Source organism: Nocardioides asiaticus, assembly GCF_040049175.1.
GTDB lineage: Bacteria > Actinomycetota > Actinomycetes > Propionibacteriales > Nocardioidaceae > Nocardioides > Nocardioides cheoyonin.
In genome coordinates this window covers 494,644-517,019 of sequence record NZ_JBDZDM010000003.1, presented here as the reverse complement: position 1 = coordinate 517,019, position 22,376 = coordinate 494,644, and the positions used below count along the sequence as shown (strand labels likewise).

19 protein-coding genes and 1 tRNA gene are annotated in these 22,376 nt (G+C 71.3%); 10 read left to right on the top strand and 10 right to left on the bottom strand.

Going from position 1 to position 22,376, the window contains the following annotated elements:
* Positions 1-64: 64 nt before the first annotated feature.
* The 5 genes from ABLE53_RS13035 (at position 65) to ABLE53_RS13015 (ending at position 6,208) form a co-directional block, all read left to right on the top strand.
* Complete coding sequence (locus ABLE53_RS13035; protein ID WP_348859378.1) at positions 65-931, top strand: shikimate dehydrogenase; 867 nt, start codon at positions 65-67, stop codon at positions 929-931.
* A 77-nt stretch (positions 932-1,008) separates the two neighbouring features.
* A complete protein-coding gene (locus ABLE53_RS13030) occupies positions 1,009-2,370 on the top strand; it encodes an MFS transporter (RefSeq protein ID WP_348859377.1) in 1,362 nt (453 codons plus the stop codon).
* A 62-nt stretch (positions 2,371-2,432) separates the two neighbouring features.
* Positions 2,433-3,863, top strand: coding sequence for an MFS transporter (locus tag ABLE53_RS13025; protein ID WP_348859376.1), 1,431 nt, complete (start codon positions 2,433-2,435; stop codon positions 3,861-3,863).
* 107 nt (positions 3,864-3,970) lie between these two features.
* Entirely contained in the window at positions 3,971-5,584 is a 1,614-nt protein-coding gene (locus ABLE53_RS13020) for a DHA2 family efflux MFS transporter permease subunit (RefSeq protein WP_348859375.1), read from the top strand.
* A gap of 24 nt (positions 5,585-5,608) precedes the next feature.
* A complete protein-coding gene (locus ABLE53_RS13015) occupies positions 5,609-6,208 on the top strand; it encodes a peroxidase-related enzyme (RefSeq protein WP_348859374.1) in 600 nt (199 codons plus the stop codon).
* 63 nt (positions 6,209-6,271) lie between these two features.
* Here ABLE53_RS13015 and ABLE53_RS13010 read toward each other — a convergent pair whose 3' ends face one another.
* The 4 genes from ABLE53_RS13010 to ABLE53_RS12995 form a co-directional block, all read right to left on the bottom strand.
* Positions 6,272-7,915 carry an MFS transporter gene (locus ABLE53_RS13010; RefSeq protein ID WP_348859373.1) on the bottom strand — a complete coding sequence of 548 codons (1,644 nt, stop codon included), beginning with the start codon at positions 7,913-7,915 and terminating at the stop codon, positions 6,272-6,274.
* Positions 7,916-8,063: 148 nt separating this feature from the next.
* The gene (locus ABLE53_RS13005) at positions 8,064-10,262 is read right to left on the bottom strand and encodes a hydantoinase B/oxoprolinase family protein (RefSeq protein ID WP_348859372.1); all 2,199 of its coding nucleotides are present in this window, start codon (positions 10,260-10,262) and stop codon (positions 8,064-8,066) included.
* Position 10,263: 1 nt separating this feature from the next.
* Positions 10,264-12,381 carry a hydantoinase/oxoprolinase family protein gene (locus ABLE53_RS13000; protein WP_348859371.1) on the bottom strand — a complete coding sequence of 706 codons (2,118 nt, stop codon included), beginning with the start codon at positions 12,379-12,381 and terminating at the stop codon, positions 10,264-10,266.
* Positions 12,382-12,586: 205 nt separating this feature from the next.
* Positions 12,587-13,180, bottom strand: coding sequence for a TetR/AcrR family transcriptional regulator (locus tag ABLE53_RS12995; RefSeq protein WP_348859370.1), 594 nt, complete (start codon positions 13,178-13,180; stop codon positions 12,587-12,589).
* 85 nt (positions 13,181-13,265) lie between these two features.
* Here ABLE53_RS12995 and ABLE53_RS12990 point away from each other — a divergent pair, with 85 nt between their 5' ends.
* The 4 genes from ABLE53_RS12990 to ABLE53_RS12975 are packed head-to-tail and all read left to right on the top strand — an operon-like array spanning position 13,266 to position 16,221.
* Positions 13,266-14,078, top strand: coding sequence for a DODA-type extradiol aromatic ring-opening family dioxygenase (locus ABLE53_RS12990; RefSeq protein ID WP_348859369.1), 813 nt, complete (start codon positions 13,266-13,268; stop codon positions 14,076-14,078).
* Position 14,079: 1 nt separating this feature from the next.
* Entirely contained in the window at positions 14,080-14,352 is a 273-nt protein-coding gene (locus ABLE53_RS12985) for a hypothetical protein (RefSeq protein ID WP_348859368.1), read from the top strand.
* Between the two features lies 1 nt (position 14,353).
* Entirely contained in the window at positions 14,354-15,223 is an 870-nt protein-coding gene (locus tag ABLE53_RS12980; RefSeq protein ID WP_348859367.1) for an alpha/beta fold hydrolase, read from the top strand.
* Positions 15,224-15,231: 8 nt separating this feature from the next.
* Positions 15,232-16,221, top strand: a complete 990-nt coding sequence (locus ABLE53_RS12975) for an ABC transporter substrate-binding protein (RefSeq protein ID WP_348859366.1) — start codon at positions 15,232-15,234, stop codon at positions 16,219-16,221.
* Positions 16,222-16,286: 65 nt separating this feature from the next.
* Here ABLE53_RS12975 and ABLE53_RS12970 read toward each other — a convergent pair.
* The 6 genes from ABLE53_RS12970 to ABLE53_RS12945 all read right to left on the bottom strand — a co-directional run bounded on the left by ABLE53_RS12970 (position 16,287) and on the right by ABLE53_RS12945 (position 21,167).
* Positions 16,287-16,372: transfer RNA gene (locus ABLE53_RS12970), tRNA-Leu, on the bottom strand.
* A 181-nt stretch (positions 16,373-16,553) separates the two neighbouring features.
* On the bottom strand, positions 16,554-16,817 hold the full coding sequence (locus tag ABLE53_RS12965; protein WP_348859365.1) for a hypothetical protein: 264 nt from the start codon (positions 16,815-16,817) through the stop codon (positions 16,554-16,556).
* Between the two features lie 154 nt (positions 16,818-16,971).
* Positions 16,972-18,684 carry a sensor histidine kinase gene (locus ABLE53_RS12960; RefSeq protein ID WP_348859364.1) on the bottom strand — a complete coding sequence of 571 codons (1,713 nt, stop codon included), beginning with the start codon at positions 18,682-18,684 and terminating at the stop codon, positions 16,972-16,974.
* Between the two features lie 89 nt (positions 18,685-18,773).
* Positions 18,774-19,436, bottom strand: a complete 663-nt coding sequence (locus tag ABLE53_RS12955) for a response regulator (protein ID WP_348859363.1) — start codon at positions 19,434-19,436, stop codon at positions 18,774-18,776.
* A 4-nt stretch (positions 19,437-19,440) separates the two neighbouring features.
* Positions 19,441-20,238: a universal stress protein gene (locus tag ABLE53_RS12950; RefSeq protein WP_348859362.1), complete on the bottom strand. Its 798-nt coding sequence runs from the start codon at positions 20,236-20,238 to the stop codon at positions 19,441-19,443.
* Positions 20,235-21,167 (bottom strand): universal stress protein, encoded by a 933-nt coding sequence (locus tag ABLE53_RS12945; RefSeq protein WP_348859361.1) that lies wholly within the window; start codon positions 21,165-21,167, stop codon positions 20,235-20,237. The genes ABLE53_RS12950 and ABLE53_RS12945 overlap by 4 nt, the downstream gene beginning before the upstream one ends.
* 141 nt (positions 21,168-21,308) lie before the next feature.
* On the opposite strand from ABLE53_RS12945, the gene ABLE53_RS12940 reads away from it, so the two are divergent.
* Positions 21,309-22,298 (top strand): cation diffusion facilitator family transporter, encoded by a 990-nt coding sequence (locus tag ABLE53_RS12940; protein WP_348859360.1) that lies wholly within the window; start codon positions 21,309-21,311, stop codon positions 22,296-22,298.
* Positions 22,299-22,376: the final 78 nt, after the last annotated feature.

The following is a 22,376-nucleotide window of genomic DNA, read 5'->3' as shown; positions in this document are numbered from 1 at the left end:
CGTCATGCGACGCTCTGTGATGTCGTTCACAACGAACGTACTAGATAGTTCATTAGGAGTGTCCATGGACCAGCGGCCCTACCTCGTGGGCCTGATCGGCGCGGGAGTCACCCCGTCGCTCACCCCCGCGCTGCACATGCGCGAGGCCGGCGCGCACGGCATCCCGTACGTGTACCGCACGATCGACCTCACGACGCTTCGCATCGACCCGATCCGGGTCGGCGAGCTCGTCGACGTGGCCCGGACGCTGGGGTACGACGCCCTCAACATCACCCATCCGTGCAAGCAGCTGGTCATCGGACACCTCTCTCGGCTCGACCGGACCGCGGCCCGCCTCGGAGCCGTGAACACCGTGGTCTTCGACGGCGAGGTCGCGGTCGGCCACAACACCGACACCACCGGCTTCGCCTCGGCGATGCGGGCGGGCCTGCCGGCGGCCGACCTCGGCGAGGTCGTGCAGCTCGGCGCCGGTGGCGCCGGCACGGCCGTGGCCGACGCGCTCCTCGGGCTCGGCGCTGAGAGGCTCGTCGTCGTGGACCTCGACGAACCGCGCGCCCAGGAGCTCGCACGCGACCTCGGCGTCCGCCACACCCGCGCGAGTGTCGAGGCGGCCCATCCCGACAAGCTGCCGGTTCTGCTCGCCGAGGCCACCGGCCTCGTCAACTGCACCCCTGTCGGAATGGCGGACCACCCCGGGCTGCCCATAGACGCCGATCTACTCCATCCGCGCCACTGGGTGGCAGACATCGTCTACCGCCCCCTCGAGACCCCCCTCCTCGCCGCCGCGCGATCGCGCGGCTGCCGCACCCTGCACGGCGGCCACATGGCGGTCTACCAGGCAGTCGACGCCTTCCGTCTGATCACCGGCGTCGACCCCGACGCCCGCCGGATGCTCGCCCATCTCCGCGAGCTGGTCGCAAGCGACAACTGATCTCCCGACAAACGGGCGGCACCAGGCCGCTCGACCGCTGGCGCACGCCCGCGGCAGGATTCACACAGGAGGACCCGATGGCGGGACCCAGCACGACCGACAGCACCCCGCGCCGCACGCCCGTGCGCGCCGCGCTCGCCAGCTTCATGGGCAGCGCGGTGGAGTACTACGACTTCTTCGTCTTCGGCTCTGCCGCGGCCCTGATCTTCCCGCACGTCTTCTTCCCCGACGACGACGCGTCCGCCCTGGTCATGTCGTTCGCGACCTTCGCCTTCGCCTATGTCGCCCGGCCGGTCGGCGCCGTCTTCGTCGGCCACTTCGGCGACCGTCTCGGCCGGCAGCGGGTGCTCCTCTTCACCCTGGCCCTGATGGGCGGTTCGACGTTCCTGATCGGCTGCCTGCCGTCGTACGACGCCGTCGGCTGGGCCGCGCCGGTGCTGCTCGTCCTGTGCCGGCTGCTGCAGGGTCTCTCGGCAGCTGGCGAGCAGGCCGGAGCAAGCTCGCTCACCCTCGAGCACGCGCCGGACGGCGACCGGTCGTTCTTCACCTCCTGGACGCTCACCGGAACCCAGGGCGGCCAGATCCTGGCGGCACTGGTGTTCATCCCGGTCGTCAACCTCCCCGACCACGTGAAGTACGCCGTCGGCTGGCGGATCCCGTTCTGGTGCAGCGCGGTGGTCGTGGTCGTCGCCTTCTTCATCCGGCGCGGCCTCCACGAGACGCCGGAGTTCGAGGAGGCCAAGGCGCGCCGCGAGATCGCCCGCCTCCCGATCGCCGACCTGCTGCGCAACCACTGGGCCGATGTTCTCCGGGTCATCCTGTGCGCCACGATCGCCGCGGTGTCGACCGTCTTCGGGAACCTGGCGATCGCGTACGGCTCCGAGGTCGGCCTCGACGAGTCGATCACCTTGTGGCTCGTCGTCGTCGCCAATGCCGTCGCGCTGGGCACCCAGCCGCTCTTCGGCCGCCTGGCCGACCGCATCGGCCGCAAGCCCGTCTTCGTGTACGGCGCGCTCTCCAGCGCGGTGTTCATGCCGTTCTACCTCCTGTCGATGGGGCAGGACAGCGAGCTCCTCGTCTTCGCCCTCGCCGTGCTGACCTTCTCCTGCGGCTACGCCGCCGCGAACGCCGTCTGGCCGTCGTTCTACGGCGAGATGTTCAGCACCCGCGTGCGGTTCTCCGGGATGGCGATCGGCACCCAGATCGGCTTCCTCATGGCCGGCTTCGCGCCCACCATCGTCACCGGTCTCGGGGGCGTCGAGCAGGGCGGCTGGACCGTCACTGCGGGCTTCACTGCGGTGATCGCCCTGGTCGCCGCGCTGGCGGCGGCGACCGCGCGGGAGACCAAGGACGTCCCGACCTCCGACCTCGGGAGCCGGCGCGGGAGGAAGCAGCGCGGCCACTCCCCCGCCCCAGTCGACCCCGCCGTCACCAGCTAGCCAAGGAAGCCGCGACCGATAGCCGCCAGCCCGGAGAGCCGCGGCTGCGTTCACTGGGCGGCATGGAGCCGCCAGACCGAGCCCGCGCGGGGCCGGCCGTCATGCTCGCCGTCCTGCTGGTCGCGCCCTTCCTCGCCCAGGCCGACGCGACGATCGCGAACGTCGCGATCCCCTCGATCCGTGAGCATCTGCACGCCTCCGGGGCATCCGCACAGATGGTGATCGGCGGCTACCTGATCGCCTATGCAGTCCTGCTGATCACCGGCGCCAGGCTGGGGCAGACCCACGGCTACAAGCGGCTCTTCATGCTCGGCGTCGCGGTCTTCGGCACCGCCTCGCTCGCCGGCGGGCTGGCACCGTCCGCTCTCGTCCTCGTCGCGGCTCGCGTACTCCAGGGCGGCAGCGCGGCCATGATGTATCCGCAGACGCTGACCGGGATCCAGATCAACTTCAGTGGTCGGGCTCGCACCCGCGCGGTGGGGCTGTTCGCGATGGCGCTGGCCGCGGGCGCGGTCGTCGGACAGCTCCTGGGCGGCATCCTGGTGTCCGCCGACATCGCCGGGGCGGGCTGGCGGCCGATCTTCCTGGTCAACGTGCCGGTCTGCCTGGTCGTACTCGTGGCAGCCCGCCGCTACCTGCCGAGTGATCGACACGCCCGTCACCCCGCCCCTCGAGCCGGGGACGACGGGGCGAGGGCGCCGCGGCAGGTCGACCTGTTGGGGGTCGCGGCACTGTCGCTGGCTGTGTTGACGATCGTGGTGCCGCTGGTCGTCGGCCCGGATCTGGGCTGGCCGGTGTGGACCTGGGTGTGCCTGGCTCTGGGCGTCCCCGCCTGCTGGTACTTCGTGCACACCCAGAACCGGCGCGTCGAGCTCGGGCTCCCACCTGTGGTGGACGTCGCCGTCATCCGGCGCCGGCCGGTGTCGCTCGGCCTGCTCGCCCTGCTGCTGGCCACCGCCACCTACTACGCGCTGCTGTTCGTCTTCGCGCAGTACGTCCAGCAGGGCCTACACCGTAGCGCCCTCGCCTCCGGCCTGGTCCTGATCCCGTGGGTGGCCGCGTTCGGAGCCGCCGGTCCGCTCACCCGCCGACTCCCGGACCGCTGGCAGACCAGGTTGCCCGCGGGCGGCTACCTCCTGCTGGCCGCCGCCTACGCGGCGATCGCCGCCGTCACCGAGGGCATCGGTGGCCTCAGCGTCGCCCTGATGGTCGCGCTCGGGCTGGGTGGTCTCGGCCTCGGGATCGGCTTCACGACCCTCCTCAGCCATCTCACCAACGCCGTCGATGCCTCACGGGCTCCCGACATCAGCGGGGTGTCCACCACGACGCTGCAGATCGGCGGAGCCCTCGGCGTCGCGGCGTTCGGCAGCATCTACTTCGCGCTCACCGCCCCGGCCGCCGACGTCACGCGGGGACTGAGCCTCACCGCCGGTCTGCTGGCCGCCGTCGGCCTGCTCGCCGCCGGTGTCGCTCACCTCGCGACGCGGCGATAGCGTCCCGCACCCCGGACGGCGCGCTCTAGGCTCGCAGGTGATGCACACCCGCCGGCATCCGCTCGGCTCCGGTTGCACCACGACGATCCACTAGGAAGGACCTCCGCATGGGCTCCTCAGCGTCACAGTCGGCGGCACCGGTCGAGTATCCCGACCACATCGATGCGGCCGTCCTCAAGATCGCCGGCGTCGTCGTGCTCGGCGCGATCATGTCGATCCTCGACATCACCGTCGTCAACGTCGCCCTGCCCACCTTCCAGCGCGTGTTCGGCGAGGGCGGCCACGAGCTGGAGTACTCCCGGGTGGCATGGACGGTGACCGCCTACACACTCGCCCTGGCGACGGTGATCCCGCTGACCGGGTGGGCGGCCGACCGCTTCGGCACGAAGCGGCTCTACATCACCGCGATCTTCCTCTTCACCGTCGGCTCCGGACTCTGCGCGACCGCCTGGGACATCAACGCGCTGATCGGGTTCCGTGTGCTGCAAGGCCTCGGCGGCGGAATGCTCATGCCCCTCGGCATGACGATCCTGACCCGGGCGGCGGGTCCCGCGCGGATGGGCCGGCTGATGGCGATCCTGGGGGTACCCATGCTGCTCGGCCCGATCATGGGACCGATCCTGGGAGGGTGGCTGATCCAGATCGCGAGCTGGCACTGGATCTTCCTGATCAACGTGCCCTTGGGCGTCGTCGCGATCACCTACGCCTGGCTCGCCCTGGACAAGGACGCACCCGAGCCCTCCGAGTCCTTCGACGTCGTCGGGATGGTCCTGATGTCGCCCGGTCTGGCGCTGTTCCTGTACGGCGTGTCGTCGCTGCCCGGTCATGGTGGGGACGTCGGCAACCCGCACGTGTGGCTCCCCGGGGCAGCCGGCCTGCTCCTGATGGGGTCCTTCGTCTGGTGGTCCTTCCGGCCCAGGCACCCGCTGCTGGACCTGCGCCTCCTCGCCAACCGCAACCTCGCGATCTCCCTGGGCACGATGTTCCTCTTCGCCGGCGCCTTCTTCGGGGGGCTGCTGCTCGTGCCGACGTACTTCCAGCAGGTGCGCGGCGAGTCCACCCTCCACGCCGGGCTGCTGGTCGCACCGCAGGGGCTCGGAGCGATGATGACCATGCCGATCGCCGGCCGGCTCTCGGACCGGGTGCCCATCGGTCGGATCGTCCCCGTCGGGATCTTGCTGATCCTCATCGGAATGTTCGGCCTCACCCAGATCAGCGACACCACGGCGTACCCGGCGATCATCGCCATGCTCCTGGTCATGGGCTGGGGCATGGGCGGCACCATGATGCCGATCATGACGACCGCCCTGCGGACCCTGAGAGCCCACGAGGTCGCCCGCGGATCCACCCTGCTCAACATCAACCAGCAGATCGCGAGCTCGGTGGGGGTCGCGACGATGTCGGTACTCCTGACCAACCACCTCAAGGACTCACCGGTGATACCGGGGACCACCCGGCTGCCCGGCTTCCCCGGCGGCCTCAACGAGACCACCGCCGCGATCCTCAAGAACACCCAGCCCGAGATCTTCGCCCGCCTCCACCTCGACCCGGCTGCCGTCGCGGCGGGCATGACGCGCGCGGCATCCGCCTTCGCCGAGACCTACTGGGTGGCCTGGGCGGTCATCCTGGTCGCCCTCGTACCCGCGCTCCTTCTGCCGCGCAGGCACGAGGAGACACCCTCGCCCGATACCGCGGACCAGCCACCCGTCACGACGCACTGACCCCACCACGAAGAGGAGAACCGCATGGCTGACCGGATGGACCCCTCGGTGCTGAGGCGCTTCCCCGTCGTCGACGTGGAAGACCTCCCTCCGGATCTGCGCGAGCGCGTGATAGCGGTCGGTGAGAAGTCCGGGTTCATCCCGAACGTGTTCCGCGGCATCGCCCAGCGACCGGAGGAGATGCGGGCGTTCTTCGACTTCCACGACTCCCTCATGGACCGGGAGACGCCGGCTCTGTCGAAGGCGGACCGCGAGATGATCGTGGTGGCGACCAGCGCCGAGAACGCGTGCTTGTACTGCGTCGTGGCACACGGGGCGATCGCTCGGATCCGCGCCAAGAACCCCTACATCTCCGACCAGCTCGCGACCGACTGGAGGAAGGCCGACCTGAACGACCGGCAGTACGCCATCGTCTCCGTGGCGGTGAAGCTGGCGACGCGGCCGTGGGAGATCGTCGACGCGGACCTCGATGAGCTGCGTGCGCAGGGGCTGACCGAGGACGACGTGTACGACGTCGGCGCGATCACCGCGTTCTTCGCGATGAGCAATCGCCTGGTCCACTGGGGCGGCCTCATGCCCAACCCCGAGTTCCACCTGATGGGCCGGGTCCCCAAGGACGGCTAGCGACGCAGCGGCGCCGCGTCGTGCCCCGGAGCGCCGCAGGCTCCGGGGCACGACCTGGGCCGCTCAGGCGGGCAGGTCCTCGGCGACCGACGCGACCTCGTGGACGACGTCGGTGCCCAGGTCGGCGGCGTACTTGGAGCCCTTGGTGCCGCGAAGGCCGACGAGGACGATGCCAGCGCAGGCGAGGGCCGAGACGGCCGCCACCAGGTAGCCGACGTTGTAGGCGTGCCCCAGCGAGCTGAAGGCGAGATCGCTGACCGACGACGGCATGGGGCCGAGCGGCGGCGCGCCGTCCTGTCCCGGGATGACCGGCAGGGAGTTGACGGCGAGCGCACCGGCCTCGTGACTGATCCCCTGGATGGTGCCGATCTGGGCCGGGTCCTGCAGTCCGGACTGCCCAATCGCGCCGCCGATGCCGTCGAGCAGCCTGGAGTTGGCGATCGGGGTGGCGATGGCGCTGATGACGATCGGGCCGAGGGCGAAGCCGAGGTCCCGGAGCAGGTTGTTGGTGGCCGAGGCCATGCCCGCCAGCTGCAGAGGCACCGCGTTGATCGCCACGGCCGAGATCGAGGCGACGGTGAGGGCGAAGCCGATCCCGAGGATCGTGAGCGGCAGGATGAAGCTCGTCCACGTCACGTCGTGCACGTCGAAGGTCGAGGGGATGAACCCGCCGACGGCGATGAGCACGAAGCCTGCCGTGAGCGACCAGCGCGGACTGACGCCGTGGATGAGCCTGGCCACGAGGGGAACGAGCACGAACGCCGGGCCCTGGATGAACAGGTAGACGATGCCGATCTTCATCGCGTCGGTGTGCTGGATGGCGCCGAGCCAGATGCTGGTGGAGTACGCCGTACCGAGGAAGGCGAACATCCCCAGCACGGCGACCACGCTGGTCAGGGCGAATGCCCTGTTCTTGAACAGGCTGAGGTGGAGCAGCGGGGAGGCGGACCTGGACTCGATCACGACGAAGGCCACGATCAGCGCGGAACCGATGACGAAGCCGGCGACGATCTCGCTCTTGCCGAACCCGAGCTCGGATCCCTGGGTGACGGCCCAGATCAGGGCGACGAGGCCGAGGATCAGCGTGATCTGGCCCGGGAGGTCGAGCTTCCGGCCCTCCGGCGACGAGGAGTCCTGGGCCCTCAGGGTGGTTCCCAGGACGACCAGCGCCACCCCGATGATGATCAGGTAGGAGATCCGCCAGTGCCCGCCGGAGGCGAGCGCGCCGGCCATGACCGGCGAGACGGCTGCGCCGATCGAGAGGAAGCCCGCCCAGATGGCGATGCCCCGGGTCCGGGCGTGGTGGTCCGGAGCGGCTGCGGCGATCATGGTCAGCGACAGCGGGTAGAGAGCGCCGGCTCCGAAGCCGGCGATGCCCTGCCCGAGCCACATGACGTGGACGCTGTGGGCGAAGTACGACACCACCTCGCCCACCGCCAGGACTGCGAGGCCGCCGAGGACGAACCGCTTGCGTCCGAAGAGGTCGCCGATGACGCCGAACGTGAGCTCGAAGACGACCATCGCGGTGGCGAAGGCGGCGCTGATCCAGACGAGCTGTGCGCCGGAGGTGTTGAACTCGGTTTGGTAGGTGCCGTTGAGGACGCCCGAGAGCGAGTAGGCGATCTGGGCGGCCATGACCGCGAGCGAGCCCGCGATCAGGGTGGTCGTGTAGCGCGGTGACGTTGGCGCGGCCGCGGTACTGCTCATCTGTTCTCCTAGGTACGGAACGTGCCGCCTGCACGCGTGGGCCAGCGCCCCGGCTACAGCGTCACGTGGTGGATGTGGTGCGCCTTGACCGGGCCCGAGCCGGGTCGTCGTCCCGTGCCGACCTCACCGGGTCGGCACGGGACGAGGTCTATGAGTCCAGAGCGATCCCCTGGATTGGCTGGTCGGCCGACCAGCGGATCTCGAGGTCGAGGAGCCCGCCGCAACCGGGGCAGGCGTAGGCGTCGGCGACGAGCTCGGGATGGAGCCGGACCTGCTTGCCGAGGTCGCGGGCTCCGAGGACCGCGTGGCCGGCGTGGTCGTGCCAGTCAGCCCCAGCGGGGCACAGAACGCGTCCGCAGACGCAGCCGAACCACGAACGGCCGTCGGCGTCGGCGAGGAGCGTGAGGCGATCCCCGATCACCTGCCCGGGATCCGCGGCGGGCGCGTACTCGTCCTGGATCGCCCGCGGCCACGACCGGCGTACGTCGCGCCGCTCGGCACGCACGGTCTCGGTCGCCGCCTCGTCGGGGACTCCGTCGACGAGCACGACGCCGTACGTGTCGCGGGCACCGTCCGCCGTGATCCGACCCGCGGCCACATCGGCCGCGATGCCGGCGGGGTCGGCGTCGAGGGCGTCGCCCCAGCCGCCACCGCCGTGGAAGGACCAGTCGACCACGTCGCCGGGGAAGAGCATCACCTCGCCCGGGTTGGCGTCGTAGTCGGTCACCTCACCGTTCAGGTCGCCGAGGGCACGGGGGCCGCGACCGGTCGCCAGCGCTTCCTGGACGTCGGTGCCGCGGCCGACCGCGGCGCGGTGGGTCGAGCCGGGCAGGCCGCCGTGCAGTCCGATCGATGACGGCATCGACAGGCTGTGGGTCATGAGCACCGAGTGGACGAAGTGCGCGTCGTGGACGGTGAAGGCGGCACTGAGCGAGGCGCCGCCGTGGTGCCGTCCGGCGCCGCCGCTGTCGGCGTTGACCTCGCGCCGCAGCCAGAGCAGCGGGAAGGTCGACTCGTCGCCCTCGACGTTGGTCACCTGGTAGGAGAGGATCTCGTGCGGTCCGACGTGGTCGACGCCGTCGGCGTCCGGTGTCGCGCCGCCGCCTCCGGCCAGCGCCTCGGTCACGGCGCCGCCGAAGCCCTCGCCGTACTGGTTGAGGCCGCCCAGGTGCATCACCTGGATGGCGCCGCACGACTCGGCCATCGCCTCGGCACGGGTAGACGCGCCGACGCCGGCGAGGGTGGAGACCGCGGCGTGGGCGGTGTTCTTCACCATGTAGGACCCGCCGACGGTGGCGGCACCGCAGGGCGCCGGGCGCCTCGCGTTGACGACGAGCCCCTCGGGCGCGGTGACCTCGATGGCTCGCATGACACCGGAGTTCCACGGGATGTCGGGCGCGAGCACGGGGAGGACGGAGGCGAAGACACCGCCATTGAGCCCGGACTCGGTGCAGTTGTAGATGCCGTCGACCTGCTCGCTCGAGCGGCTGTAGTCGAAGGTCAGCCGGTCGCCGCGCTTGGTCAGCTCGACCTCGATCCGGTGCAGGCCGGGCTTGCGGCCGTCGGAGTCGAAGTAGTTGCGGGACCGGAAGACGCCATCGGGCAGGTCGGCGATCCGCTGGCGGGTGGCCTCCTCGGACTTGTCGAGCATGGTGCGCATGACGGAGGCGACCACGTCGACGCCGTACCGGTCGATGAGGCGGAGGACGCCTCGGCGCGCGTGCGTGTTGGCCGCGATCATGGCCTTCAGGTCGAGTCCGAGGTTCGCCGGCAGCCGCGAGGCGCTGAGGATCAGCCGCCAGACGTCGCTGCGGGTCCTCCCTCCATCCACCAGCTTGGTCGGCGGGAGGATCAGCCCCTCCTGGAAGGCCTCCGTGGCCTCGGGGCACCAGCTCGAGGCCGTCATGCCGCCGATGTCGAGGACGTGGCAGCACGATCCCACCCAGCCGACCCGGACGCCCTCGTGGACGACCGGCTCGACCATCGTGACGTCCGGCAGGTGGAGGGCGCCGGAGTACGGGTCGTTCGTGATGAAGACGTCGCCCTCGTTGATGCCCTGGTCGTCCTCGAAGCCACGGATGATGTGGCCGACCACCAGCTCCATCGAGCCGGAGTGGAAGACGATGTGCGGGCCCATCGCGGCGATCTGGCCGTCGGGCAGGTAGATGCCGGTGTTGCAGTCGTTGGCCTCGGTGACCAGCGGGGACCCCGAGACGTTCTTGAGCACGGCGGACTGCTGGGCGACGACGGCGAGGAGCCGGTGCCGGACCACCTCGTAGGTGATGGGGTCGACCTCGCGGTAGGCGATCTCTGCGGTGGTCTCCGGGGCAAGGGTCAGGTCGGTCATGTCAGGCGTCCTTGCTGGTGATGACGGTGTTGTCGAGGTGGTCGATGCGGGCCTGCTGGCCGATCCCGATGAAGACGGTGGTCCCGGGGTGCTCGATGACGGCAGGCCCGTCGACGACGTCGCCCGCGTGCAGCGAGACGCCCTTCACCACCTGCGTCTCGACCCAGCCGTGGTCGGGGCCGAAGTAGACCTTGCGCGACTCCGGCAGCCGGCCCTCGAGGGCGGACCCGCCGCTGACGACGCTGGTGATCTGCGGCTTGGTCAGCTCTCCGCGGGCCTGGACCCGGACCGAGGGGATCTCGACGCCGGCGCCGAGGAAGACCGCCTCGGGGCCGTAGGTCTCCTCGAAGAGGGCGAGGAAGTCGGCGAGCAGCGTCGCCATCGACTCGGGGGTGAGCCGGCCGTCCGGCACCGGGACGCTGAGGCTCTTGGCCTGCATCCGGAAGCGGATCTCGGCGAAGCGATGGACGAAGACCCGGTCGGGCGCGGCGCCGGACTCGACGAGCTGCTCGCGCGCCTGCTCCTCGAGACGCTCGAAGTTGGCGCTGAGCCGGGCGGCGTCGAGCACCTCCGGTGCCTGCTCCCAGCTGGGCGAGTGCATCGGGTCGGAGAGCTCGGTGGCGACGTGCAGGTCGCTCATCACCGCCCCGAACGCCGAGTGCACGGTGGCGGTCGAGGGCACGATCACGGACTGGACGCCGAGCTCGGCGCCGTAGCGGTGGCAGTGCGCGCCGCCGGCGCCGCCGTACGCGAAGACGACGAAGTCGCGTGGGTCGTGGCCCTTGCCGACGGTCAGGGTGTCGAGGAGGTCGGCCATCATGTGGTCGGCGATGCGCTTGATGCCGGCGGCTGCGTCCTCGACGCTGATGCCGAGCGGTTCGGCCACGTGCTCACGGATCGCTGCGGTGGCGGCCTCCTTGTCCAGCGGGAAGGTGCCGCCGAGGAAGTACTCGGGGTCGATGATGCCGAGCACGACGTCGGCATCGGTGACCGTCGGACGGGTGCCGCCGCGCATGTAGCAGGCCGGCCCGGGAACGGAACCGGCGCTCTCGGGGCCGACGGTGAGCTGCCCGTTGACGACCTGGGCGATGGACCCGCCGCCGGCGCCGATCGCGGTGACCTGCACGGCCGGCTTGAGGACGTGGTAGCCGTTGACCTGCTGGCTGGGCGAGACCACCGGCTCGTAGTCGAGGATCATGCCGACGTCGAAGGAGGTCCCCCCCATGTCGGTGGTGAGCACGTTCGGCGTACCGAGCTGTTCGGCGAGCTTCGCGCTGGCGAGCACGCCACCGGTTGGCCCGGAGGTGAGGATCGAGACGGCTGTCTCGCCGCACCGCTCCGGCGTGATGACGCCGCCGCCGGAGTCGAGGATGCGCAGGGTGCCGGTCATGCCACGACCGCGCAGGGAGCCCTGCAGGCTCTCCATGTAGCGGCGTACATGCGGGCCGAGGTAGGCATTCATCGCGGTCGTGGAGGTGCGCTCGTACTCCCCCAGCACCGGCGCCAGGTCGCTGGAGACCGACAGATAGACGTCGGGTGCCATCTCGCGCACGATCTCGGCGACCCGCTGCTCGTGGGCAGGGTTCCGGAAGGACCACAGCAGGACGACCGCGATCGCCTGGACACCGTCCTCCAGCAGCGCCCGGACGGCGCGGCGTACGTCGTCCTCGTCCAGCGGAGTGATCACGGCGCCCTTGTAGTCGACCCGCTCGATGACCTCCTCGATCAGGTGGCGGGGAACGATCGGCTCGGGCAGGCGACGCTGGGAGAAGCGGACGATCTCGTGCAGATCCTTGCCCGCCCAGTGCCCCATCCCCCGTTGGATCAGGAGGGTGTCGCGGAAGCCGCGGGTGGTGATCACGCCGGTGCGCACGCCCTTGCGCTCGATCAGGGCGTTGGTCGCCACGGTGGTGCCGAGGCCGAAGTACGACACCTCGGCGAGCAACGATCCCTCGGCGAGGTCGAGCTCCTTCTCGGCCAGGGCGAGCGCGTTGTTCACCCCGCGCGCCGGATCGTCCAGCGTCGTCGGGGTCTTGAGCAGGCGCGCCACGCCCGCGTCGTCCAGGAGAACGGCATCGGTGAAAGTACCGCCGATGTCGATACCGACGTAATAGCTCACGAGTGGGCCTCCACGGTTGTCGGTTGTGACTGCGATCACGGGATGTGACCCACATCATGCAGAGTCACTCGACACAGTGTCAATCATCTCGACGAAATGGCGCGCCGCATGGAGACGGCATCCAGCGGCCGTACGACGGCGAGTGGCGACGACACGAGCCGGGGCGGGCGGGCAGGCGGGCCCCGGCCGGGGAGAGCGCCGGCGGTCAGCCGACGAGCAGGGAGTACCAGGCGTCGGTCAGGACGTGGAGCGCGGTCTGGCGGGTGACCAGGTTCGTCCACCCGCCGACGTGCGCCCACCGGCGGGAGTAGTACTCCAGCTGGCCGAACGCGGCCAGAGCCCGGGCGCGGCGGGTCTCCGGCGCGAACCGCTCGGCGATCCGCAGCCCGTCGGTGATCTCCGAGATCGCGCTCTCGTGCCAGCCGTCCACCATCTCCTGGATACCCGGCTCCACGTCTGCAGCCTGGTTGGCGACCATGACGTACGGCATCATCTCGGGCCACTGGTCGAAGCGACGGGCGAAGAAGGCCTCGATCTTGCCGCGCTCGCCGGAGGCGACGACCTCGGTCAGCGACGGCTTGTCGGTGGTGACCACGAGGTCGTTGACCTCTCCGATCAGCGCCGCGACCAGCTCGGCCTTCGAGGAGAAGTGCAGGTAGAAGGTCGCCCGGTTGGCGCCGGCGCGACCGGCGATGTCGTCAACAGTCGTGCCGACGTACCCCTTCTCACGGAAGAGGTCCATGGCGGAGCGCAGCAGCAGGTCTCGGGTCATCTGCTTCTGGGCGCTCCGCAGGCTCATGACCCAAGGGTAGCGGAGCGACATTCACGCAACGCCCTGTTGTTTCACTTGACAGTGAGCGGGGTCACATGGCACGTTGCGAGACATGGGTTCCTTAGTCTTCGCCGGCACGACGTCGCACGTCAGTGGCATCATCCGCGACCCCGACGCCCAGCCCGAGCACACTCCCGCGCTCCACGCCGCCTGGGACACCATGGCGGCCGATCTGGCCGCCGCCGACCCCGATGTGGTCATCCTCGTGGCGCCGGACCACCAGGAGGCCTTCGGGATGGAGAACCTCCCGGTGTTCTGCATCGGCTCCGCAGTGACCCACCCCGCGATCCGGGAGCACGGCCTCCCGACCGAGTCGGTCGCGGGCGACCCTCAGGTGGCCCAGGCCCTGCACGCGTCCCTGGTCGCGTCCGAGTTCGACGTCGCGATCGCGCACGAGATGCCGCTCGACCACGGCTTCCTCGTGCCCGCCATGCGCCTCAAGCTCGGAGAGCGCCACATCGTGCCGCTCTTCGTCGGCTGCAACACTCCCCCGCTCCCGACGCTCACCCGCTGCCGGAAGCTCGGCGTCGCCCTGCGGCAGGCGATCGAGGACCTGCCCGGCGACGTGCGGGTCGCGGTGCTCGGCCTCGGTGCGCTCTCCCACTGGGTCGCCGTCCCCCGCATGGGCGAGCTCAACGAGGAGTGGGACAGGCGCGTGCTCGGCTGGTTCGAGTCCGGCGACCTCGACGCCATCGCCGCCATGACCGACGACGAGATCCTCGAGGAGGCCGGCAACGGTGCGCTCGAGATCCGCACCTGGCTGCTCGCCGCGGCCTGCGCCGGCGGCAAGGGCCGCGCGCTGGCCTACGCGCCCATGTACACGTGGGTGACCGGGATCGGCATCGTCGAGCTGGAGGTGGCCTGACATGAGCCTGGTCGCCCTCGGACAGCTGGCCCGCGATCTGGACCGCGTTCCCGGCACGAAGGAGTCCTTCGTCGCCGACCCGGTCTCGTTCCTGGCCGCCTATGACCTCACCGAGACCGAGCGCGAGGCCGTCCTCGACCTCGACGCCGAGCGCTTGGTCGGTCTCGGGCTCAACCCGATGGTCATGTGGAACATCCTGGGCGCCGCTGGGATCGCGTGGCCCGACCTCTACACCCACGCCCGGACCCTCCGTCACCCAACAAGGAAGGCATGACATGTCGCTGTGGACCGATGCGCTCGGCGCCGAGATCCGTTACCACCAGGCGGGGCCGTGGCGCACCCGTGCCCTCGAGGCCGGCGCAGGTGACCACCACGTGGTGCTGCTCTCCGGGATCACCGGCCACGTCGAGGGGTGGACGCGCAACGTCCTCGCCCTCGCCGACAAGGGACTGCACGTGCACGCGATCGACCTGATCGGGCACGGCTTCTCCGACAAGCCGCTCGACGTCGACTACGTGGCGCCGACCTTCGCCGAGCACGTCGTCGCCTTCCTCGACGCGATCGGCGCCGAGAAGGCCGACCTGGTCGGACAGTCGCTCGGCGGGTGGGTCGCCCTGTACACCGCCAAGACCCACCCCGAGCGGGTCGGCAAGCTCGTCCACGTCACGGGGGCCGGGATCCTGCTCGACGACGAGGCCCGCGCCCAGGAGGCCGCGAACGTCGGCAGCGCCGTCTCCACGGTCACCAAGAAGGCGCTCGACGAGCCCGACCTCGCCACGGTGCGCAAGCGGCTCGAGTGGCTGATGTACAAGCCGGAGACGGTCACCGACGAGCTGGTCGAGACCCGCTACCGGATCTACACGCTCCCCGACTCGCGCGAGGCGATGCCGAAGCTCGTCGAGCAGGCCCCCGGCGCCGCCGGCCGTCCGTACATGTTGACCGAGGCCGACCTCGCCGCGCTCCCCCACGAGACCCTGATCGTCTGGTCGGACCACAACCCGACCACTCCCTGGGAGGTCGGCAAGCGCGCCGCCGACATCATCCCGAACGCCTCCTTCGAGATGATCACCGACGCCGGGCACTGGCCGATGTTCGAGCAGCCCGAGCAGTTCAACGCCCTCGTCGGGCCCTGGCTCGCGAAGTGAGGGCACCGTTGTCCGTACCCATCACCCTCGCCTGCGAGCGCTATGACCGGACCGAGGCCCTGCGCGACGGGCGCGTCGTACCGGCCGGCGTCGACCTCACCTACCTGCCGCAGCAGGTCGAGGAGACCTTCTTCCGGATGGCCCGGTTCAGGGAGTTCGACGCCGCCGAGATGTCGCTGTCGAGCTACGTCCTCGGCCTGACCCGCGAGGATCCGCCGTTCGTCGCGATCCCGGTCTTCCCCTCACGCTTCTTCCGGCACAGCGGCATCTACGTGCGCGCCGACTCGCCGGTCACGGAGCCGAAGCAGCTCGCCGGCGGCACCGTCGGCATCGCCGAGTGGCAGCTGACGGCCAACGTCTGGATCCGGGGCATCCTCGCCGACGAGTACGACCTCCCGGTCGACGCCGTGTCCTACCGGACCGGCGGCCTCCTCGACCCCGGCCGGCCCGAGAAGCTCAAGGTGGAGCTGCCGTCGCAGATCCGGCTCTCTCCGATCGACGCCGACCAGACGCTCTCGGCCATGCTCGCCGAGGGCGAGATCGACGCGATCTACTCCCCGAGGGCGCCGCGCGGCTTCGGCGGCCCGGACGCACCGATCAGGCGGCTGTTCGCGGACTCCCGCGCGGCCGAGGCCGAGTACTTCCGGCGTACCCGCATCTTCCCGACGATGCACGTGGTCGTCCTGCGTCGCGACGTCTACGAGCGGAACCGCTGGCTCGCCCGCTCGCTGTACGACGCGTTTGCGGAGGCCAAGCGCCTCGCCGAGGAGAACTTCGAGGAGACCGCCGCACTGCGGGTCATGCTCCCCTGGTTCCTCGACGAGGCCGACGCCACCCGCGAGCTGATGGGACCCGACTTCTGGGCGTACGGCCTGGAGCCGAACCGGCACGTCCTCGACACCTTCCTCGGCTACGCGCTCGACCAGGGCATCGCCGCCCGGCCGGTCACCGCGGAGGAGCTGTTCGCCCCCGAGACACTGGAGTCCACCCTCGTCTGAGGCACGCTCGAAATCGGAAGCGGCCCTGACCATGTTTCTCATGGTCAGGGCCGCTTTCACTCGCGTGCGCGAGGGGGGACTTGAACCCCCACCCTCTAATACGAGGACTAGCACCTCAAGCTAGCGCGTCTGCCTATTCCGCCACCCGCGCGAGTGCGAAGAGAACGTTAGCAGCGAGGCGGCCGCGAATCGAATCGGGGTGGCACACCGGTGTGGCGCCGTCGGATACGTCATCCGCGCCGTCCCGCGCCCGGGACTTTCGGCCCTTCGCGGGTGGACCCGAAGGGCCCTGCACTAGCCCGTGCGGGGCGTACACGCTGGGGTGGACCGGACTACTGGGAGGGGGTCCCGGCCATGGTCGACGACGCGACGGAGAAGGTACGACGGGCGCTGGTGGTGGTCCACGAGCAACCGGTCGGTCCGGTGGCGCGGGTGGCCGCGGCGGTCGCGACCGGCCTCCGCGAGGAGGGGCTGCGGGTGTCGATGACCCAGCCGCGCCCGGACATCGACTGGAGCCAGATCGAGCTGCTCGTGGTGGGCTCCTCCGCGATCGCGCTGGCGTCGCAGCGTCCCGCCGAGCTGCGCCGCTGGCTCACGACGCTGCCGACGGGCCGGGAGGACGGACCGGCCCTGGCGACGTACGAGACCCGGCTCAGCCGGCGCGCGGGGCTCCGCGGCGCGGCCGCGGGGACGGCTGTCGGCCTCTGGTCGCGCGGGTGGCGCGTCGCCTCGGCGCCGGCGGTGTTCTTCCTAGCGCCCGGTGGAGGTCTCGCCGGGGGCGAGCTCTCCCGAGCGGCGCGGTGGGGGCACGACCTTGCCAGCGGGTACGACGGGCACGGACCACTCCACGACGGTGCCGGTCGGCTGGGCCGGCGTCACCGTGCATCGGCCGCCCAGCTGGCGGGCGCGCTCCTTTAGGTTCGCGAGGCCGCTCTCGACGACGTCGTCGGGGACGCCGCAGCCGTCGTCGGTGACGCGGAGCAGGACCCCGTCGCCGGCGCGCAGCAGCACCGTGACGCGGGTGGCGTCGGCGTGCCGGGCGACGTTGGAGAGCATCTCGCTGAGCGCCGCGATGAGGTGAGGGACCAGCGCCGGCTCGACCTCGGTGCGGACAGGTCCCTCGAATCTCACCGACGGGCGGAACTTCAGTGCGCTCGCCGCCCGCTCGACGACACGGGTGACCGAGCTCTGGACGTCGTCCGCCTGCTCGGGCGTGCCGAGCTCGAAGATCGTGCGGCGGATGTCGCGGATCGTCTCGTCGATGTCGTCCACGGCCCGGTCGCTGGCCCGCTGGATGATCGCGGCGTCGCCCGAGCGCAGCGCGCCCTGCAGGCTCAGCCCGATCGCGAAGAGCCGCTGGATGACGACGTCGTGGAGGTCGCGGCCGATCCGGTCGCGCTCCTCGAAGAGCCCGAGCCGCTGCCGGTCGCGGGCGCTGCGCGCGATCCGCAACGCCAGTGCCGCCTGCTCGGCGAAGTTGGTGACCATCGCCAGGTCGAGGTCGTGGAACAGCTCACGGCGCGCGGGCGTCCAGCCGAGCGCGACGATGCCCTCGGTGCCGTCGCCGCCCGAGAGCGGGACCATGATGGCCGGGCCGATGACGGGCCAGCCAGCCTGGTGGGCGACCGGCGCCGAGTCCGGGTCGGCGGCGAGGTCCTCGACCGTCAGGACGGTCCCCGTGGCCGCGACCTTCGCGGAGATCGAGTGCTGGAGCTGCACCGTCTCGAGCGCGGACGGGTCGACGTCGAAGCCCGAGACGACGCTGAGCCGGAGGTTGTCGGGCTCCTTCCCGAGCACGACCCAGGCCATGTCGGCGTCGGCGAGCGCACGGGCACGGTCGGCGACCAGCTGCAGCGCGTGGTGGCCGCTGTCGCCGGAGACCAGCTTGGCGATGATCTCGGCGGTCGCCTGGAGCCAACGCTCGCGGCGTACGGCCTCCTCGTGGAGCTGGGCGTTCTCGATCGCGACGCCGGCCGCGGCGGCGAGCGCGATGACGATCCGCTCGTCCTCCTCGGTGAACGAGGCGCCGTCGAGCTTGTCGGTGAGGTAGAGGTTGCCGAAGACCTTGCCTCGGGTCAGGATCGGCACGCCGAGGAACGAGGTCATCGGCGGGTGGTTCGCCGGGAAGCCGTACGACGCCGTGTGGGTCGAGATCTCGTCGAGCCGCAGCGGCTCGGGGTGGTCGATGATGAGCCCGAGGATCCCGTGGCCCTCCGGCGGCGGGCCGATATCGGCGATCTGCTCGCCGCTGAGCCCGTGGGTGATGAAGGTGCGCAGGCGCTGGCGGCGGTCATTGCCCAGCACGCCGAGCGCGGAGTAGCGCGCCTCCGCCAGGTCGGCCGCCACGCGCGTGATCCGGGCGAGGAGCTCGTCGAGCGTCAGGTCCGCGGCGAGCGTGACGACGGCGTCGAGCAGCAGTTGCCACCGGTGCTCGCCGTACGGCGCGTCGACCGCGTCATTCATACCCGTCGCTCCCCTTCGCCTCCCCAGGCGATGGCGTCACCCTAGCAACGCGCGGGGAACGCGAGGGCCGAACCGAGGAGACCCACGTCTCACGTCCCGAGGTGCTTGGTGGCGAAGATCGCCGCCTGCGTCCGGCTCTCCACGCCGAGCTTGGCGAGCACGGAGGAGACGTAGTTCTTGACCGTCTTCTCGGCGAGGCCGAGCGAGCGTGCGATCTGCCGGTTGGTGAGGCCCTCGCCGATCAGCTCGAGGATGCGCCGCTCCTGCGCGGTCAGGTGCTGCAGCAGCGGGTCCTGCGGCGAGCCACCACGGATCCGCTCGAGCACCTGGGCCGTCACCGCCGGGTCGAGGGTGGAGTTGCCGGCCGCGACCTGGCGCACCGTGGCGATGAAGTCGTTGCCGCGGACCTGCTTGAGGACGTAGCCCGCGGCACCGGCCATGATCGCCGAGAAGAGCGCGTCGTCGTCGTCGAACGAGGTCAGGATGAGCGCCGCGATCTCCGGGTCGCGCGAGCGGATCTCGCGGCACACGTCGATGCCCGACCCGTCCGGGAGCTTCCCGTCGAGGATGGCGACGTCGGGGCGCAGCGCGGGGATCCGGCGCGCGGCCTCCTCGGCCAGGCCGGACTCCCCGACCACGACGATGTCGCCCTCGGCCTCGAGAAGGTCCCTGATCCCCCGCCGCACGATCTCGTGGTCGTCCAGCAGGTAGACCGTGATCGGCGAGGCATCGCCGGCGCTGGGGATGGACACGGCCTCACCCTAGACCCGAGCGACCGGCGGCAACACTGGCCTTGGTCCCGGGCACGTCGTACGCCGGCCCGTCCGGCCACGGCGCGAACGTCCTGGTCACGTGGACCACCATGACGGGGATCGCGGACCCGGCGAGCATCGCCCGCGCGGTGCTGCCGAGCAGCGAGCCGGCCGGCGTACGCGCCCGCAGCCGGCCCACGACGAGCAGGTCGGCGCCCTCGGACGTACTCCGCAGCACCGCCGCCGGCACGCCCGGGAGGACCATCGCGGCGTACGGCACGCCGGGGTGCTCCGCGGCCACGTCGGCGACGAGCCGCTCCAGGTCGCGGTGGGCGCCGTCCATCGCGCCCGGGGGCCGCGGTGGCATGGTGACCCCGGCCTCCCAGACGTGGACGGCGTGCAGCACCGCGCCGAGCCCGCGGGCGGCGTCGAACGCGGTCCCCAGCAGGTCGGCCGAGTCCGCGATGTCGCGGACGCCCACGACGACCACCGGGACGTCGTCCTCCGCCGGCTGGCGGTCGCTCCAGCCGGCCGGAACGGTCACGACCGGCGAGAGGGCTCGCGCCGTCACCGCGTCGGCCCCGGGCAGCTCGGCGGGCACGACCAACACCGCGGCGCGGCGGCTCAGCGCGACGAGCCGGCCGACCAGGCTCCCGCCGAGGAAGCGCGGGATCGGCCGGCGCACGGGCACCTGCTGGAGCGCGCACCCACGCCGGCCCGCCTCGGCCTCCGCGTAGGCGACCGCCGCGTCCGGGGGCACGCCCTCCACGAGCGGTACGACGACCCCCGACTCCCCGGTCATAGCGGCTGCTCCTCCTCCGCATGGAAGACGCCCGCGGACTCGAGCACGAGGCTCTCCTCCTTCCACGGGTCGCGCGACGGCGGCAGGACCTCGACCGGGCAGAGCCCCTCGCGCAGCAGCGCGCGGCCGGTCGCGCCGAGGTGGCCGAGCGGGAACGCGTGCGGCCGCCGCTCGAGGAGGAGCAGGTCCGCGCGGGCGGTCGCGCGCTGCAGCACCCGGGCGGGCTGGCCGTGCTCGATGCGGATGTCGACGGACGGCACCGGCTGGCCGGGCACCAGCTGGTCGACCACGGCACGCAGCCGGTCGCGGACCTGCTGGTTCATGGCCGCCTGCGTGGTCCGGTCGGCGATGATGTCGTCGTACGCCCCCGGGAGCTCCCAGGCGTGCACCACCTGCAGCTCGGCGCCGCGGTCGCCGGCGATCGCCAGCGCGCGGCGGAGCTGCTCGGTCGCCTGGTCGGGGTTCTTGACCCCGACGACCACGCGGTTGCGCGGCCGGTCGCGGGTCCACGAGTTCGGCACCGCGACCACGGGGTGCGTCGAACGGGCGGCGAGGCCGCTCAGCATCGCGCCGGTGAGCACCCGGTCGACCAGCGAGGGCCGGTCGTTGCCGAGCACGACGAGGACGGCGTGGGTCGCCGCCTGCACGCTGCAGCCGACCCGGCTGCCCGTCATCAGCGACGTCGTGACCCGCTCGGTCCCCAGCCGGCGGCGCGGCTCGGCCGCCGCGTCGGACAGGATCCGTCGCCCGATCGCCTCGAGCTCGGTGGGGACGAGGCTGAACATCGGCGCCGGCGAGTACCACGGCGCCACGTGCACCAGCCGGAGGTCCCGGTGATGGCGCTCCGCCTCCTCGATCGCGTACCGCACCGCCGCCGCCCCACCCGGGCCTCCGTCCACGCCTACGAGGATCTGCTCCCGACTCGTCATCGCCCTCATCCCTTTCCTGCCTCCCTCCCAGCCTCCGCTGCGTGGTTGGCCGTCCACAGGGCCCCCGGACAGGGCCACGGCGGGACCTTCTGCCCGCGGCCGTGGCACGCGTGGACCCCGGATCGCACTAGCATCGGGGGCATGGGCGAGCGTCTCGTCGGGCCGGGACTGTGCACGGGTCCGCCCGACCCCGAGGACCGCGACGGCGTACGCCTCGCCGCCGGTCACGACGACCACGCGCACGGCGTCGCCGACGACGCCGACCGCCGCTACATCGCCGGTGCGCTCACGCTGCTGGCGACGTTCATGGCCGCCGAGGTCGTCGTCGCCGTCCTCGCCGGCTCGCTGGCGCTCCTCGCCGACGCCGGCCACATGCTCGCCGACGTGGGCGCTCTCGCCGGTGCTCTCTGGGCGGCGCACCTCGCCGCTCGCCCAGCGACCGGCCCGTTCACGTACGGCTGGAAGCGCGCCGAGATCCTCTCCGCCGCCGTCAACGGGATCACCCTCCTCGTGGTGGGCGGCATCGTGCTGGTCGAGGCGATCCGGCGGCTGCTCGGCAGCCCGCACGTCGACGGCGGCCCGGTCCTCGCCGTCGCCCTCGTCGGGTGCGCCGTCAACATCGCCGCTGCCTGGCTGCTCGCCCGCGCCAACCGGTCGAGCCTCAACGTCGAGGGCGCCTACCAGCACGTCCTGACCGATCTCTACGGCTTCCTCGGCACCGCCGTCGCCGCCGTCGTCATCCTGCTCACCGGCTGGACGCGCGCCGACGCGGTCGCCTCGCTGGTCGTCGTCGCCCTGATGGCGTACGCCGGCGGCCGGCTGCTCCGCGACTCCGGCCGCATCCTGCTCGAGCGCGCGCCCGACGACGTCGACCTCGCGGAGATCCGGCGGCACCTGCTCGAGGTGGACCACGTCGTCGACGTCCACGACCTCCACGTCTGGACGGTGACCTCGGACCTTCCGACCCTCTCGGCCCACCTCACCGTCGACGACTCGTGCTTCCTCAACGGCTACGCGCCCCAGCTGCTCGACAAGGTCCAGGCCTGTCTCCAGGGCCACTTCGACCTCGAGCACTCCACCTTCCAGCTCGAGCCTGCCGCGCACGTCGCGCACGAGTCGGGCATGCACTGAACGGTCGGCGGCGCCGATCGGCAGGGGCCGATGCCGGTGACAGTAAGGCCCCCCAGCCACGTCCGCCACCGGCACCGG

Bases quoted from the DNA above. Each gene is read 5' to 3' on its own strand.
- ABLE53_RS13035 (WP_348859378.1), top strand. From the start codon at position 65: ATGGACCAGCGGCCCTACCTCGTGGGCCTGATCGGCGCGGGAGTCACC.
- ABLE53_RS13030 (WP_348859377.1), top strand. From the start codon at position 1,009: ATGGCGGGACCCAGCACGACCGACAGCACCCCGCGCCGCACGCCCGTG.
- ABLE53_RS13025 (WP_348859376.1), top strand. From the start codon at position 2,433: ATGGAGCCGCCAGACCGAGCCCGCGCGGGGCCGGCCGTCATGCTCGCC.
- ABLE53_RS13020 (WP_348859375.1), top strand. From the start codon at position 3,971: ATGGGCTCCTCAGCGTCACAGTCGGCGGCACCGGTCGAGTATCCCGAC.
- ABLE53_RS13015 (WP_348859374.1), top strand. From the start codon at position 5,609: ATGGCTGACCGGATGGACCCCTCGGTGCTGAGGCGCTTCCCCGTCGTC.
- ABLE53_RS13010 (WP_348859373.1), bottom strand. From the start codon at position 7,915: ATGAGCAGTACCGCGGCCGCGCCAACGTCACCGCGCTACACGACCACC.
- ABLE53_RS13005 (WP_348859372.1), bottom strand. From the start codon at position 10,262: ATGACCGACCTGACCCTTGCCCCGGAGACCACCGCAGAGATCGCCTAC.
- ABLE53_RS12995 (WP_348859370.1), bottom strand. From the start codon at position 13,180: ATGAGCCTGCGGAGCGCCCAGAAGCAGATGACCCGAGACCTGCTGCTG.
- ABLE53_RS12990 (WP_348859369.1), top strand. From the start codon at position 13,266: ATGGGTTCCTTAGTCTTCGCCGGCACGACGTCGCACGTCAGTGGCATC.
- ABLE53_RS12985 (WP_348859368.1), top strand. From the start codon at position 14,080: ATGAGCCTGGTCGCCCTCGGACAGCTGGCCCGCGATCTGGACCGCGTT.
- ABLE53_RS12980 (WP_348859367.1), top strand. From the start codon at position 14,354: ATGTCGCTGTGGACCGATGCGCTCGGCGCCGAGATCCGTTACCACCAG.
- ABLE53_RS12960 (WP_348859364.1), bottom strand. From the start codon at position 18,684: ATGAATGACGCGGTCGACGCGCCGTACGGCGAGCACCGGTGGCAACTG.
- ABLE53_RS12950 (WP_348859362.1), bottom strand. From the start codon at position 20,238: ATGACCGGGGAGTCGGGGGTCGTCGTACCGCTCGTGGAGGGCGTGCCC.
- ABLE53_RS12945 (WP_348859361.1), bottom strand. From the start codon at position 21,167: ATGACGAGTCGGGAGCAGATCCTCGTAGGCGTGGACGGAGGCCCGGGT.
- ABLE53_RS12940 (WP_348859360.1), top strand. From the start codon at position 21,309: ATGGGCGAGCGTCTCGTCGGGCCGGGACTGTGCACGGGTCCGCCCGAC.